This is a genomic window from Paracoccus sp. NIOT.M2S5SZ12, assembly GCF_057748165.1.
Genome location: NZ_JBYLFR010000003.1, coordinates 136,222 through 150,599, shown reverse-complemented (window position 1 = coordinate 150,599; position 14,378 = coordinate 136,222). Strand labels below are relative to the sequence as shown.

The following is a 14,378-nucleotide window of genomic DNA, read 5'->3' as shown; positions in this document are numbered from 1 at the left end:
GCAGGAGACCCGAGCCATGACCACCCAGAACCGCTTCTTCGACGACATGTCCAAGCTGATGACCAACGCCATGGGCGTGGCCCAGGGCGCCCGGACCGAGGCCGAGACGGCGATGAAAAGCTGGATCGACCGCTGGCTGGCCGATCGCGACTTCGTGACCCGCGAGGAGTTCGAGGCCGTGCGCGAGATGGCCATCAAGGCGCGCACCGAGAATGCCGAGCTAAAGGCCCGCCTGGACGCGCTGGAGACGCCCGCGACGCCCGCCCCCGCGGCCGACGCGTAAGCGCGGCGGCCATCAGGGGCGCAGCGCCGTCCGCGCGATCAGCGCGCCCGCCGCGTCATAGACCAGCACCGCGTCGTCATCCGTCAGCACGACAATGCGGTCGCCGGCGAAGGTCACCGCGGCGGCACTCGCCCCGTCGGGCAGCGTGATGGCCTCGGGCAGGTCGGGCAGCACCGGCTGGTCCAGCCGCAGCCACAGCAGCGCCACGACCGCGACCATCCCGAAGCCCATCACCAGCGTCAGCCCCGTGACCAGCGTCTTGAGAAAGCGCAGTTCCGGGACGGCTTTCGCCACCACCTTCCAGTCGGTATCATCCTGCGCCATGTCGATCCTTTCCGTCACCATCCCGGCGAACCCGCCCGACCGTCTTGATAAGGCGCTTGCCCTGGCGGTGCCAGATGACGCCGCCCTGTCGCGGTCGCGCCTGGCGCGGCTGATCGCGGACGGCGCCGTCGCGGGGCCGGACGGCCCGGCCACCGACGTGAAGGCCCGCGTCTCCGAGGGGCAGGAATACCGCATCACCCTGGCCGCCCCCGAACCCGTCGAGACCCGCCCCGAGGCGATCCCGCTGGAGATCGTGCACGAGGACGATGACCTGATCGTGATCGACAAGCCCGCCGGGATGGTCGTCCATCCCGCGCCCGGCAGCCCGTCGGGCACGCTGGTCAACGCGCTTCTGGCCCATTGCGGCGATTCGCTCTCGGGCATCGGCGGAGAGCGCAGGCCCGGCATCGTGCACCGCATCGACAAGGACACCTCGGGCCTGCTGGTCGTGGCGAAATCGGACCGCGCCCATCACGGCCTGGCCGCCCAGTTCGAGGCGCACAGCGCCACCCGCCGCTATCTGGCGCTGGCGCATGGGGTGATCGACGCGGCCGATCCGCGCCTGCGCGGCACGCCCGGCGTCAGCTTCGAGGATGGCCAGGTCCTGCGCATCGCCACGAACCTCGGTCGCCACCCGACCGACCGGCAGCGTCAGGCGGTCGTGGCGCAGGGGCGCCATGCCGTGACGCGCGCCCGACTGATCGAGTGCTTCGGCACCCCGCCCTCGGCCATGCTGGTCGAATGCCGGCTGGAGACCGGGCGAACGCATCAGATCCGCGTGCACATGGCCCATTGCGGGTTGGGCCTGGTCGGCGATCCGACCTATGGCGGCGCGCGGCGGGCCTCGGCCAAGGCGCTTGGCACGGCGACCGCTGCGGCGTTGCAGGCCTTTTCGCGCCAGGCGCTGCATGCGGCGCATCTGGGCTTCGTTCATCCGGTGACCGGGCAGGCCCTGTCCTTCGACAGCGCGCTGCCTGCCGACATGCAGGATCTGCTGGACCGGCTTCGCGCTCCCTCTTGACGCAGGGGTCCGGGATGCACAGATGACGGTGTTCCCTCGGATGCGTCATCCTGTCCAGGAACCTGGCAGATCGACGCTGCGTTACCGGGTCTCTGCGAAAGGCTTGTACCATGGCGACCTATGGAAATCTTCCCGCCCCCAGTCCCGAACAGGGCCTGAATCGCTATCTGCAGGAGATCCGGAAGTTCCCGCTCTTGGAACCCGAAGAGGAATATATGCTGGCCAAGGCCTGGGCAGACCATGAGGACAGCGAGGCCGCTCACCGTCTGGTCACCAGCCACCTGCGCCTGGCCGCCAAGATCGCGATGGGCTATCGCGGCTACGGCCTGCCCCAGGCCGAGGTCATCAGCGAGGCCAATGTCGGCCTGATGCAGGCGGTCAAGCGTTTCGACCCCGAACGCGGCTTCCGTCTGGCGACCTATGCGATGTGGTGGATCCGCGCCTCGATCCAAGAGTACATTCTGCGGTCCTGGTCCTTGGTCAAGATGGGCACGACCAGCGCGCAGAAGAAGCTGTTCTTCAACCTGCGCAAGGCCAAGTCCAAGATCGGCGCGCTGGAGGAGGGCGACCTGCGCCCCGAAAACGTCGCCCAGATCGCGACCGAGCTGAACGTGACCGAGAAGGAAGTCATCGACATGAACCGCCGCCTGTCGGGCGGCGACGCGTCGCTGAACGCGCAGGTCGGGTCGGGCGACGGCGAATCCGCCGCCCAGTGGCAGGACTGGCTGGAGGATACCGACGCCAACCAGGCCGAGGCCTATGCCGAATCCGAGGAGCTGAACACGCGGCGTCGGATGCTGGTCGATGCGATGGACGCGCTGAACGATCGGGAGAAGGACATCCTGATGGAGCGTCGCCTGCGCGACGATCCGATGACGCTGGAGGATCTGTCGGCCCGCTACAGCGTGTCGCGCGAGCGCATCCGGCAAATCGAGGTGCGCGCCTTCGAGAAGCTTCAGGACCGCATGCGCGTCCTGGCCCGCGAGAAGGGCATGAGCATTGCCGAGACGGTCGAGTAGGCCACGCCGCGCGGCGCATTGCATAGAGGCCATGCGGGGCGTTATGGTCGGGTGACCCTTCAGGACGACCCCTTGCCATGCGCCCGCCCCCCTCTGCCGCCCCTTCCGGAGCGGCGCCCCTCACTGCCCTGACGGAGTTCCAGCGCCTCGAGGCGCAGGGCCTGTGGCGCGAGTCGCCCGGGACCGACCCGCGCGAGGTAATCGTGTCCGTCGGAGAGGCGACGCTGACGCTGATGGACCCCCGCACCGACCGTCCCCTGTCGCATTGGTCGCTGCCTGCCGTCGCGCAGACCAATCCAGGCCGGATTCCGGCGATCTACACCCCCAATGCCGGCGCCCCCGACGAGACGGTCGAGATCGATGACCCGCTGATGATCAAGGGAATCGAGCGGGTCCAGCGCGCCATCGCCAGCCACCGCGCGACGCCGGGCCACCTGCGCCGAGTCGCGGCTGCCTTGGGCGTGGTGGGCATGATCCTGCTGGCGATCCTGTGGATGCCCGATGCGATGATCCGCCATGCCGCCCGCATCGCGCCGCCCGCGCAGGCGCGCGGCATCGGGCTGGCGGTGATGGCCGATCTGGAGCGCAGCACGGGCGCGGTGTGCCGTCGCAATTCGGGGCAGCAGGTGCTGAACTGGATCTCGCCACGCCTGATCGGGGCCGATGCTCTGGTCCAGGTTCTGCCGGGGCCGCTGAACGGGGCGCTGCGCCTGCCGGGGGACCTCTATGTGCTGGGCAACGATCTGCTGATGGCCAGCCCTGGCCCCGAGGCGCCGGCCGGGCATCTGATCGCCGCGGAACTGGCGGTGGACGACAAGACCGTGACGCTGGACGCGCTGCGCCATGCCGGGCTGCTGTCCGCGCTGCGGCTGATGACCATCGGCAGCCTGCCGCAGCGCGCCATGGAGGGCTATGGAGAGGTCCTGCTGTGGCGCGCCCTGCCCCGACCCGACCTTGCCGCCCTGCCCCCGGTCTTTGCCGAGCGCGGCCTGTCGACCGAACCCTTTGCGCGCAGCATCGACCCGACCGGCGCCGCCGTCATGCCGCTGATCGAGGCTGATCCGATCCGGCAGGGCACCGCGCCGCAAGAGCTGCTGACCGACGAACAGTGGCTGGCCCTGCAGCAGATCTGCGCGGGCTGAGCGTCAGACGAACTGTTCGCGCAGCAGACGTTCGTCCAGGCCGTGGCCCGGATCGAACAGCAGCCGGTGGCGGATTTCCTGCGCGCTGCGGATCTCGACGCGGGTGACGTGGCGGACCGAGCGGCTGTCGGCATCGGCCATCACCGGGCGGCGGTCGGCGTTCAGCACCTCGATCACGACCTCGGCCGCCTTGGGCAACAGCGCGCCGCGCCAGCGCCGCGGCCGGAAGGGCGCGATCGCGGTCAGCGCCAGGACCTCGGACCCGATGGGCAGGATCGGCCCATGCGCCGAATAGTTATAGGCCGTGGACCCCGCGGGCGTCGAGACCAGCGCCCCGTCGCAGACCAGCTCCTCCATCCGCATGCGGCCGTCGACATGGATGCGCAGCTTGGCGGCCTGCGGCCCCTCGCGCAGCAGGCTGACCTCGTTGATGGCCAGCGCCTCGGTGCAGGTGCCGTCGGCGCAGGTCGCGCGCATGCGCAGCGGGTTGATGACCGTCTCCTCGGCGCGCATCAGGCGCTCGGGCAGGCCGTCCTCCGAATAGGCGTTCATCAGGAAGCCGACCGTGCCCCGGTTCATGCCATAGACCGGCAGGTCGCGCCCCTGCGTCGCATGCAGCGTCTGCAGCATGAATCCGTCCCCGCCAAGCGCCACGACCACGTCCGCGCCCTCGATCGGGACCTGGCCATAACGCGCCGTCAGCGCCGTTAGCGCGGCGCGCGCGTGATCGGCATGGCTTGCGGTGAAATGCATGTGGGGCGTCATCGGCCGTCCTGTCCCTGATCGGCCTGCACCATCACGCGCCCCCGCCCCGATGACAAGCCCCCGGCGCCGCGCGCATCCCGCGTCGCGGCAGGCCCCGCGCGGGTCGTTTTGTCACTTTCGGCATGAACGACGTTGCGTTAAAAGACGCCCACCCAACGCCGCCCCAGCCCAAGAAGGACGCAAGACCGATGAACGCACCGACCCGCGACAACGGCTTCTTCACCGAAACCCTGGCCAGCCGTGACCCCGACATTGCCCGCGCGATCACCCAGGAACTGGGCCGCCAGCGCGACGAGATCGAGCTGATCGCCTCCGAGAACATCGTCAGCCGCGCCGTGATGGAGGCCCAGGGGTCCGTCCTGACCAACAAGTATGCCGAGGGCTATCCGGGCAAGCGCTATTACGGCGGCTGCCAGTATGTCGACATCGCCGAGACGCTGGCCATCGACCGCGCCAAGGAGCTGTTCGGCTGCGAATACGCCAACGTCCAGCCCAACAGCGGCAGCCAGATGAACCAGGCCGTGTTCCTGGCGCTGCTTCAGCCCGGCGACACCTTCATGGGCCTGGACCTGAACTCGGGCGGCCACCTGACCCACGGATCGCCCGTGAACATGTCGGGCAAATGGTTCAACGTCGTCAGCTACGGCGTGCGCCAGCAGGACCATCAGCTGGACATGGACGCGATCGCTGAGACCGCGCGCCAGCACAAGCCCAAGCTGATCATCGCGGGGGGCACCGCCTACAGCCGCACCTGGGACTGGGCCGCCTTCCGCGCCATCGCGGATGAGGTCGGCGCCTATCTGATGGTGGACATGGCCCATATCGCGGGCCTGGTCGCGGGCGGCGCGCATCCCTCGCCGGTGCCGCATGCCCATGTCGTGACCTCGACCACGCACAAGTCGCTGCGCGGTCCGCGCGGCGGCCTGATCCTGACCAATGACGCGGACATCGCCAAGAAGATCAACAGCGCCGTGTTCCCCGGCCTGCAGGGCGGCCCGCTGATGCACGTGATCGCCGCCAAGGCCGTCGCCTTCGGCGAGGCGCTGCGCCCCGAGTTCAAGACCTATGCGGCGCAGGTCGTCAAGAACGCCGCGGCCATGGCGGACGAGCTGATGAAGGGCGGCATCGACATCGTGTCGGGCGGCACCGACAACCACCTGTGCCTGGCCGACCTGCGTCCCAAGGGCGTGACCGGCAAGGCGACCGAGGCCGCCCTGGGCCGCGCGCACATCACCTGCAACAAGAACGGCGTGCCCTTTGACCCCGAGAAGCCCTTCGTGACCTCGGGCATCCGTCTCGGCGCGCCGGCCGGCACCACCCGCGGCTTTGCCGAGGCCGAGTTCCGCCAGATCGCCCGCTGGATCGTCGAGGTCGTCGACGGGCTGGCCGCCAACGGCGAGGAGGGCAATGCCGCCGTCGAGGCCAAGGTCCGCGACGAGGTCTCGGCCCTCTGCGCCCGCTTCCCGCTGTATCAGGGCATGTGATCCGCCCCTGATCGCGCCGATCCGGCCCGCCGCACCCCCTGCGGCGGGCCTTTTTCGTCCTGCGGGTTTGCGCATCCTGCAGAATCCGGCCATGGTCCGCCCGTCATGACAAAGGGGGGACATCCATTGACGACACCAACCGAAACCCCGCGCTGGAGCCTGGTCGGCCCCGGCTTGGTGGTCGCAGCGACCGGGGTCGGCGCCGTCGACCTGATCGCCACCACCGTCGCGGGCAGCAAGTACGGCTATGCCCTGCTGTGGGCCGTGGTCGCGGGCTGCATCATGAAGATCGTCCTGGTCGAGGGCGCTGGCCGCTACAGCCTGGCCACGGGCAACACGATCTTCGAGGGCTGGGCCTCGCTTGGCAAATGGACCGGCTGGTATTTCGGGCCGTACATCGTGATCTGGGGCTTCGTCTATGGCGCCGCGGCGATGGCGGGCACGGGGCTGGCCCTCTATTCGCTGATGCCGTTCATGGGGGTCCCGGCCTGGGGCATCCTGTCGGGCGTCTTTGGCATGGCGCTGGTCTGGTCGGGCCGCTACGACCTGTTCGAGCGCGTGCTGACCGCCATGGTCATCCTGATGTTCGTCGCCATGGTCCTGGCGGCCGCCGCCACCCTGCCCAACCTGGCCGAGATCGCGACCGGTCTGGTGCCGATGATCCCGCAGGGCGCGATGCTGAACGTCCTGTCGGTCGCGGGCGGCGTCGGCGGCACGATCACCCTGGCGGCCTACGGCTACTGGCTGCGCGAGAAGGGCTGGGACAGCCCGCGCTTCATGTCGGTCATGCGCATCGACAATGCGGTCGCCTATCTGGTCACCGGCCTCTTCGTGGTCGCCACCCTGATCGTGGGGGCGGAGCTGCTCTATTCGGCCGGCATCGCGGTCGGCACCGGCGATCAGGGCATGGTCGACCTGGCCCGCGTGCTGGGCGAACGCTATGGCCCGTGGATGAGCAAGCTGTTCCTGATCGGCTTCTTCGCGGCCTCCTACAGCTCGCTGATCGGAGTGTGGAACGGGGTCAGCCTGATGTTCGCGGATTTCCTTGGCCATGCGCAGGGCAAGCCGCACGCCCATCCCGACCGCCTGGCGGGCGGGCGCTACTATCGCGCCTACATCGTCTGGCTGACCATCCCGCCCATGGCGATGCTGTTCCTGGGTCAGCCGGTGCTGCTGATCCTGGCCTATGGCGTGCTGGGCGCGCTGTTCATGCCGTTCATGTCGGTCACGCTGCTGTGGATCCTGAACACCGACCGCGTGCCCGCCGAATGGCGCAACAAGCCGCTGACCAACATCCTGCTCGTGCTGTGCACGCTGGCCTTCGCGGCGCTGGCGGTCGATCAGCTGCGCGGCTCGATCATGAAGCTGTTCTAGGACTGCCAGCCGGGCTTGCGCTTCTCGAAGAAGGCCGAGATCCCCTCGGGGGCCTCGGCGCCCTGCCAGACGGCGACCAGGCGGTCGATGCTGTCCTCGATCACGGCGGCGTCGATGCGCGGCCCAAGCGCGCGGCACTGCGCCTTGGCCGCCGCGACCGCCCCCGGTGCCGCCTGAAGGAAGGGGGCGACCTCGGCCTCCACCGCCGCATCCAGATCCGCCACCGCGACCCGGCGCGAGACCAGGTTCAGCGCCACGGCCTCCGCGGCATCGAACAGGCGGGCGGAAAAGAACACCCGCCGCGCCGCGGGCTCGCCCATGCGGGCCAGCACATAGGGGCCGATGGTCGCGGGGATCAGGCCCAGCCTGACCTCGGTCAGCCCGAACCGCGCCGTGTCGGCGGCGACCACGATGTCGCTGACCGCCATCATCCCCACGCCCCCGCCAAAGGCATTGCCCTGAACCCGCGCGATCACCGGCTTGGGCAGCAGGTTCAGCGCCGAGAGCATCCCGGCCAGCGCCCGCGCCCCCTCGCGCCGCGTGGCGTCATCGGCCGCCATCTGCTCGCGCATCCAGCCCAGATCGCCGCCCGCGCAGAAGCTGGCGCCGTCGGCCGCCAGCACGACTACGCGCACGGCCGGGTCCGCGCCCAGATCGGCGGCGGCTTGGGTCAGTTCGTCCATCATCGGGCGGGACAGGGCGTTGTGCTTTTCCGCACGCGCCAGCCACAGGGTCGCCACGCCGCGGTCGTCGCGGTCGATGCGGATGGTCTCAGGCATCGGGGGCCTCCCTCAGGGCGCGGGCCATGGCGGCGGCGCGGGTGATGATCTCCATGTCCAGCCCATGCGCGAAGCCGCGCGCCTCCAAGTGCCGGGCCAGCGCCTCGGTCGCGACATTGCCCGCGGCACCCGGCGCATAGGGGCAACCGCCCAGGCCGCCCACGGCGGCGTCGAAGACCCTCAACCCGCGCTCCAGGCTGACATCCACGTTCTGCAGCGCCCGCCCCGCGGTGTCGTGGTAATGCCCGGCCAGGCGGTCGGCGGGCAGCTCCTCAAGGACAGCGGCCAGCATGGCGTCGATGGTCTCGGGGCGGCCCTGCCCGATCGTGTCGCCCAGGCTGATCTGCCTGCAGCCCATGTCGCGCAGGGCGGCGGCGACGCGGGCCACGGCGGCGGGCGCCACCGGCCCGTCAAACGGGCAGTCCGTCACCACGCTGACATAGCCGCGCAACGCCACGCCATCGGCCTGCGCCTGCGCCGCGACGGGGGCCATCCGCGCCAGGCTCTCGGCGATGGTCGCGTTCAGGTTCGCCCGGCTGAACCCCTCCGAGGCGCTGGCAAAGATCGCGACCGTATCGGCCCGTGCCGCCCGCGCCGCCTGATAGCCGCGCAGGTTCGGCGTCAGCACCGCATAGCGCGTGCCGGGGCGGCGGGTGATGCCCGCCATCACCTCGTTCCCGTCCGCCATCTGCGGCACCCAGGCCGCGGGGACGAAGCTGGTGACCTCGATGTCGTCGAAGCCCGCCTGGCTCAGCAGGTCGACCAGGGCGATCTTGTCGGCGGTGGGGATCAGCCGCTTCTCGTTCTGCAACCCGTCTCGGGGGCCCATCTCGAAGATGTTGACGCGCTCAGCCATCGGCGGGCTCCAGCCGGATCAGCGGTGCGCCGGCCTCGACCTGGTCGCCGGCCTGGGCCAGCACCTCGGCCACCACGCCATCGGCGGCGGCGGTCAGGCTGTGCTCCATCTTCATGGCCTCCAGCACGGCCAGCCGGTCGCCAGCCGAAACGGCCTGTCCGGCCGTCACATGCACCGCCTTGACCAGCCCCGGCATGGGTGACCGCGTCACCCCGTCCCCCGCCCCGTCGGCCGCCTTTCGCGCCAAGGGGTCCAGCGGCGTCAGATGCACCCCGCGGCCGCCAAAGACGCCGACGCCCGCCGGATGGATCACGACGCGGTGGCGGCAGGGCTGCCCGTCCACCCACCAGCGCCCCGACTGCCAGCGCACCTCATGCGCACGGTCCAGCGTGACGCGCGCGGCACCCGGCCCGGTCACCTCCAGCACCGCCTGACCGCCCTCCCATGCGATGGTGCGGCGCAGCGGCTGCCACAGGGTCGCGCCACCGCGAATGTCGGGATCGGCCAGCCCCGCCAGGCCGATGACGCCCAGAACCAGGGCGGCGCGGTCCTCGGCCCCGCCGTCTAGCAGCGACGGCAGGTCGCGGGCGATCAGGCCGGTGTCGACCTCGCCACGCCTGAAACCCTCATGCCGGGTCAGCGCGATCAGGAAGTCCAGGTTCGTGACCGAACCCGCCACCTCGGTATCGACCAGCGCCTGCTCCAGCGCGCGCAGCGCGATGGCGCGGGTCGCGCCATGGGTCACGACCTTGGCGATCATCGGGTCGTACCACGGGCTGATCGCGTCGCCAGGACGCACGCCGGTCTCGATCCGGGCGTGATCGGCAAAGCGCAGATGCGCCAGACGCCCGGTCGCGGGCAGGAAGCCCGCCGGCACGTCCTCGGCGTAAAGCCGCGCCTCGAAGGCGTGGCCGGTCAGGGCGATCTCCTCCTGCCGCGCGGGTAGAGCCTCGCCGCTGGCCACGCGCAGCTGCCATTCGACCAGGTCGATGCCGGTCACGGCCTCGGTAACGGGATGTTCGACCTGCAGGCGGGTGTTCATCTCCATGAACCAGAACCCGTCGGGCCGCAGCCCGTCCGCGCCGTCCACGATGAACTCGATCGTGCCCGCCCCGGCATAGCCGATGGCCTCGGCCGCGCGCACCGCCGCACCGCCCATCGCGGCCCGCATCTCAGGCGTCATGCCGGGGGCCGGGGCCTCCTCGATCACCTTCTGGTGGCGGCGCTGCAGACTGCAATCGCGTTCATAGAGATGCACGGCGCGGGTGCCGTCGCCGAAGACCTGCACCTCGATATGGCGCGGCTGCAGGATGTATTTCTCGATCAGCACGGCGGGGTTGCCGAAGGCGCCCTGCGCCTCGGACCGGGCGCTGTCCAGCGCATCGGCAAAGGCCGAGGGGTCGTCCACGCGCCGCATCCCCTTGCCGCCGCCGCCCGCCACGGCCTTGATCAGCACCGGATAGCCGATCCGCGCGGCCTCGGCCGCCAGATAGTCCGCGTCCTGGTCCGCGCCGTGATAGCCCGGCACGACCGGCACGCCCGCCTCCTCCATCAGCGCCTTGGCCGCGTCCTTGAGCCCCATGGCGCGGATCGCCGCCGCCGACGGGCCGATGAAGACCAGCCCCGCCGCCACCACCGCATCCACGAAGTCCGGGTTCTCGGACAGGAAGCCGTAGCCCGGATGGATCGCCTGCGCGCCGGTGGCCTGGGCCGCCGCGATCACGCGGTCGCCCCGCAGATAGCTGTCGGCGGGCGCGGGCCCGCCCAGATGCACGGCCTCGTCGGCCATCTGCACATGGCGCGCATCGCGGTCGGCATCGGAATAGACCGCGACGGTCGCCACGCCCAAGCGGCGGCAGGTGTCGATGACGCGGCAGGCGATCTCGCCCCGGTTGGCGATCAGGATCTTGTCGAACATGGCGTTCCCCTCACATCCGGAACAGGCCGAAGCGCGTCGGCTCGATGGGCGCGTTCAGGCTGGCGCGCAGCGACAGGGCCAGCACGTCGCGCGTCTTGCGCGGATCGACGATGCCGTCGTCCCACAGCCGCGCCGAGGCATAGAGCGGATGCGACTGCCGGTCGAACATCTCGACCGTGGGGCGCTTGAACTCGGCCTCGTCCTCGGCGGACCAGGTGCCGCCCGCGCGCTCGATCCCGTCGCGGCGCACGGTGGCCAGCACGCCCGCCGCCTGCTCTCCGCCCATCACGCTGATGCGGCTGTTGGGCCAGGTCCACAGGAAGCGCGGGCTGTAGGCGCGGCCCGCCATGCCGTAATTGCCCGCGCCAAAGCTGCCGCCGACCAGCATGGTGATCTTGGGCACGTTGGTCGTGGCGACTGCGGTGACCATCTTGGCGCCGTGGCGCGCGATGCCCTCGTTCTCGTATTTCCGGCCGACCATGAATCCGGTGATGTTCTGCAGGAAGACCAGCGGGATGCCGCGCTGGCTGCACAGTTCGATGAAATGCGCGCCCTTCTGCGCGGCCTCTGAAAACAGGACGCCATTGTTGGCGACGATGCCCACCGGACAGCCCTCGACATGGGCGAAACCGGTCACCAGCGTCTCGCCGAAGCGGGCCTTGAACTCGTCGAAGCGGCTGCCGTCCACGACGCGCGCGATCACCTCGCGGATGTCATAGGGGGTGCGCAGGTCGGCGGGGACCACGCCCAGGATGTCGTCGGGGTCCAGCGCCGGCGGCTCGGGCGCCTGCCACAGGACGTTCTGAGGGGCGTGGCGGTTCAGATGGCTGACCGCGCGGCGCGCCATGGCCAGCGCATGGGCGTCATCCTCGGCCAGATAGTCCGCGACCCCCGACAGGCGGGTATGCACGTCGCCGCCGCCCAGATCCTCGGCCGTCACGACCTCGCCGGTCGCGGCCTTGACCAGGGGCGGACCGGCCAGAAAGATCGTGCCCTGACCGCGCACGATGATGGTCACGTCCGACATGGCCGGAACATAGGCCCCGCCCGCGGTGCAGGAGCCCATAACCACGGCGATCTGCGGGATGCCCTTGGCGCTCATCCGGGCCTGGTTGAAGAAGATGCGCCCGAAATGGTCGCGATCGGGGAACACCTCGTCCTGGTTGGGCAGGTTCGCGCCGCCGCTGTCCACAAGATACAGGCAGGGCAGATGGCATTCCTCGGCGATCTCCTGCGCGCGCAGGTGCTTTTTCACCGTCATCGGGTAATAGGTGCCGCCCTTGACCGTCGCATCATTGGCCACGACCATCACCTGCTGGCCATGGACCAGCCCCACGCCCGCGATCACACCCGCGCAGGGCGCCGCGCCGTCATACATGCCATGCGCCGCGGTCACGCCGATCTCCAGGAAGGGGCTGCCCGGGTCCAGCAGGTTCGCCACCCGTTCGCGCGGGGGCATCTTGCCGCGGCTGGTGTGGCGCTCCTGCGCCTTCGGCCCGCCCCCGGCGGCGGCGGCTTGGGCCGCCTCGCGCACCGTCTCCAGCAGCGACAGATGCGCGGCGCGGTTGGCGCGGAACTGATCCGATGTGGTCAGCGCGGCAGAGGTCAGCTTCATTCGTCGTCTCCCGGAGGTGAGGGGTTCGGGGGCCGCTCAGCGGCCTTCCTGCAGGAACCCGTCCAGATGGATGGCCTGACGCGCGGTCAGATCCAGCGCGCATTGCCCGCCGGCAGGCCCGGCACCCGTGCCGCCGCCCCACCGGGTGGCCTCGTAGTTGCATGCCGCGTCTCGATATTTGATCCAAGCCCTCTGCATGTCGCGCAGCGCAGGTTCCTGGCGTGCCGCGGCGCTGCCCATGGCGGTCAGATCGGCATCGGCCGACTTCGCCCGCGCCAGGACCTGGGCATAGCGGTCGTTCAGCCGCGCGTCCCACCATTCGCGCTCCGCCCCGATGCACAGGCCCATGCCCACGGTGCTGGAGCCGCCCTCGGCCTCCATGCAGGCCGCCGCCCCGAGACCGACGCAGTCCTCGTCCTCGCCGTCGCCCTCCAGGCAGGCCAGGATCGGCGCGGGGTCGAAGGGCAGGTCCTGCTGCGCGACGGCGGGCGTCGCCAGCAGGAGCAGCAGCAGCGCCGCCCGCATCAGACCAGCCCCATCAGTTCGCGGCCGATCAGCATGCGGCGGATCTCGCTGGTGCCGGCGCCGATCTCCATCAGCTTGGCATCGCGGAACAGGCGGCTGACCACGCTGTCGTTCAGGAAGCCCGCGCCGCCCAGGGCCTGCACGGCCTGATGGGCCTGCACCATCGCCTGCTCGCTGGCGTAGAGGACCGCGCCCGCCGCGTCCTGGCGCGTCACCCGGCCCGCATCGCAGGCCCGCGCGACCTCATAGACATAGGCCCGCGCGGTGTTCAGCGCGACATACATGTCGGCGATCTTGCCCTGCATCAGCTGGAACGAACCCACCGGCTGGCCGAACTGCTGGCGGCTGGCGACATAGGGCATCACCTCGTCCAGGCAGGCGGCCATGATGCCGGTGCCGATGCCCGCCAGCACCACGCGTTCGTAATCCAGACCCGACATCAGGACGCGCACGCCGCGCCCCTCCTGGCCCAGGACGTTCTCGAAGGGGATCTCGCAATTCTCGAAGATCAGCTCGCCGGTGTTCGATCCGCGCATGCCCAGCTTGTCGAAATGCGGGCTGGTGGAGAAGCCCGCCATGCCGCGTTCGACGATGAAGGCGGTGATGCCCTTGCTGCCCGCCTGCGGGTCGGTCTTGGCATAGACCACCAGCGTCGAGGCATCCGGCGCATTGGTGATCCAGTACTTGCTGCCGTTCAGCACATAGCGGTCGTTCCTCTTCTCCGCCCGCAGCTTCATGCTGACCACATCGCTGCCCGCGCCCTCCTCGGACATGGCCAGCGCGCCCACGGCGCGGCCGCTGCACAGGTCGGGCAGGTATTTCGCGCGCTGTTCGTCCGTGCCGTTCAGCTTGATCTGGTTCACGCAGAGGTTGGAATGCGCGCCATAGGACAGGCTGATCGAGGCGCTGGCCCGCGCGATCTCCTCGGTCGCCACCACATGCGCCAGATAGCCCATGCCCGCGCCGCCGAACTCCTCGGAGACGGTGATGCCCAGAAGGCCCAGCTCGCCCATCTCTGGCCAGAGCTGGTTCGGAAAGGCGTTGCTGCGGTCGGTCTCGGCGGCCAGGGGCGCGACGCGGTCCTGCGCCCAGCCATGCACCATCTCGCGCAGCGCATTCACATCCTCGCCCAGATCGAACTCCATGCCCCGTGCGAACATCGCGGCCCCCTCCCCGTTATTGAACGCTTGTTCATTTCCATAACGCAGCGACCCTGCGTCCGTCAAGCAGGCTGCGCCGCACCGGACCACGCGTCAAGGACGCGGCGCGGGGG

At 70.0% G+C, this 14,378-nt stretch carries 14 protein-coding genes; 6 read left to right on the top strand and 8 right to left on the bottom strand.

All coding sequences use genetic code 11. The annotated features are described in order from the left end of the window. The first annotated feature begins 16 nt into the window (after positions 1-16). A complete protein-coding gene (locus tag AC2SGK_RS04255) occupies positions 17-283 on the top strand; it encodes an accessory factor UbiK family protein (RefSeq protein ID WP_411839418.1) in 267 nt (88 codons plus the stop codon). A 12-nt stretch (positions 284-295) separates the two neighbouring features. Here the strand turns inward: AC2SGK_RS04255 and AC2SGK_RS04250 are convergent, their stop codons facing one another. Further along, positions 296-607, bottom strand: coding sequence for a DUF6476 family protein (locus tag AC2SGK_RS04250; RefSeq protein ID WP_488322346.1), 312 nt, complete (start codon positions 605-607; stop codon positions 296-298). Here AC2SGK_RS04250 and AC2SGK_RS04245 point away from each other — a divergent pair. The 3 genes from AC2SGK_RS04245 to AC2SGK_RS04235 all read left to right on the top strand — a co-directional run bounded on the left by AC2SGK_RS04245 (position 606) and on the right by AC2SGK_RS04235 (position 3,789). Then, positions 606-1,628 (top strand): RluA family pseudouridine synthase, encoded by a 1,023-nt coding sequence (locus AC2SGK_RS04245; protein ID WP_488322345.1) that lies wholly within the window; start codon positions 606-608, stop codon positions 1,626-1,628. The two genes, AC2SGK_RS04250 and AC2SGK_RS04245, sit on opposite strands and share 2 nt — an antisense overlap. A gap of 110 nt (positions 1,629-1,738) precedes the next feature. Further along, positions 1,739-2,647: an RNA polymerase sigma factor RpoH gene (gene rpoH, locus AC2SGK_RS04240; RefSeq protein ID WP_488322344.1), complete on the top strand. Its 909-nt coding sequence runs from the start codon at positions 1,739-1,741 to the stop codon at positions 2,645-2,647. Between the two features lie 77 nt (positions 2,648-2,724). After that, positions 2,725-3,789 carry a hypothetical protein gene (locus AC2SGK_RS04235; protein WP_488322343.1) on the top strand — a complete coding sequence of 355 codons (1,065 nt, stop codon included), beginning with the start codon at positions 2,725-2,727 and terminating at the stop codon, positions 3,787-3,789. 3 nt (positions 3,790-3,792) lie between these two features. Here AC2SGK_RS04235 and AC2SGK_RS04230 read toward each other — a convergent pair whose 3' ends face one another. Further along, complete coding sequence (locus tag AC2SGK_RS04230) at positions 3,793-4,554, bottom strand: NAD kinase (protein WP_488322342.1); 762 nt, start codon at positions 4,552-4,554, stop codon at positions 3,793-3,795. 188 nt (positions 4,555-4,742) lie between these two features. Here AC2SGK_RS04230 and glyA point away from each other — a divergent pair, with 188 nt between their 5' ends. After that, a complete protein-coding gene (gene glyA / locus AC2SGK_RS04225; protein ID WP_488322341.1) occupies positions 4,743-6,038 on the top strand; it encodes a serine hydroxymethyltransferase in 1,296 nt (431 codons plus the stop codon). A gap of 126 nt (positions 6,039-6,164) precedes the next feature. After that, a complete protein-coding gene (locus AC2SGK_RS04220; protein ID WP_488322340.1) occupies positions 6,165-7,412 on the top strand; it encodes an Nramp family divalent metal transporter in 1,248 nt (415 codons plus the stop codon). On the opposite strand, the gene AC2SGK_RS04215 is transcribed toward AC2SGK_RS04220, so the two are convergent. The 6 genes from AC2SGK_RS04215 to AC2SGK_RS04190 are packed head-to-tail and all read right to left on the bottom strand — an operon-like array spanning position 7,409 to position 14,265. After that, positions 7,409-8,191, bottom strand: a complete 783-nt coding sequence (locus AC2SGK_RS04215) for a crotonase/enoyl-CoA hydratase family protein (RefSeq protein ID WP_488322339.1) — start codon at positions 8,189-8,191, stop codon at positions 7,409-7,411. The two genes, AC2SGK_RS04220 and AC2SGK_RS04215, sit on opposite strands and share 4 nt — an antisense overlap. Continuing rightward, the gene (locus AC2SGK_RS04210) at positions 8,184-9,047 is read right to left on the bottom strand and encodes a hydroxymethylglutaryl-CoA lyase (protein ID WP_488322338.1); all 864 of its coding nucleotides are present in this window, start codon (positions 9,045-9,047) and stop codon (positions 8,184-8,186) included. Before AC2SGK_RS04210 ends, AC2SGK_RS04215 begins: the two co-directional genes overlap by 8 nt. Further along, complete coding sequence (locus AC2SGK_RS04205) at positions 9,040-10,965, bottom strand: acetyl/propionyl/methylcrotonyl-CoA carboxylase subunit alpha (protein ID WP_488322337.1); 1,926 nt, start codon at positions 10,963-10,965, stop codon at positions 9,040-9,042. Before AC2SGK_RS04205 ends, AC2SGK_RS04210 begins: the two co-directional genes overlap by 8 nt. 10 nt (positions 10,966-10,975) lie before the next feature. Beyond that, positions 10,976-12,580: a carboxyl transferase domain-containing protein gene (locus tag AC2SGK_RS04200; protein WP_488322336.1), complete on the bottom strand. Its 1,605-nt coding sequence runs from the start codon at positions 12,578-12,580 to the stop codon at positions 10,976-10,978. A 36-nt stretch (positions 12,581-12,616) separates the two neighbouring features. Then, on the bottom strand, positions 12,617-13,105 hold the full coding sequence (locus AC2SGK_RS04195) for a lysozyme inhibitor LprI family protein (RefSeq protein WP_488322335.1): 489 nt from the start codon (positions 13,103-13,105) through the stop codon (positions 12,617-12,619). Next, entirely contained in the window at positions 13,105-14,265 is a 1,161-nt protein-coding gene (locus AC2SGK_RS04190; RefSeq protein WP_488322334.1) for an isovaleryl-CoA dehydrogenase, read from the bottom strand. The genes AC2SGK_RS04195 and AC2SGK_RS04190 overlap by 1 nt, the downstream gene beginning before the upstream one ends. Positions 14,266-14,378: the final 113 nt, after the last annotated feature.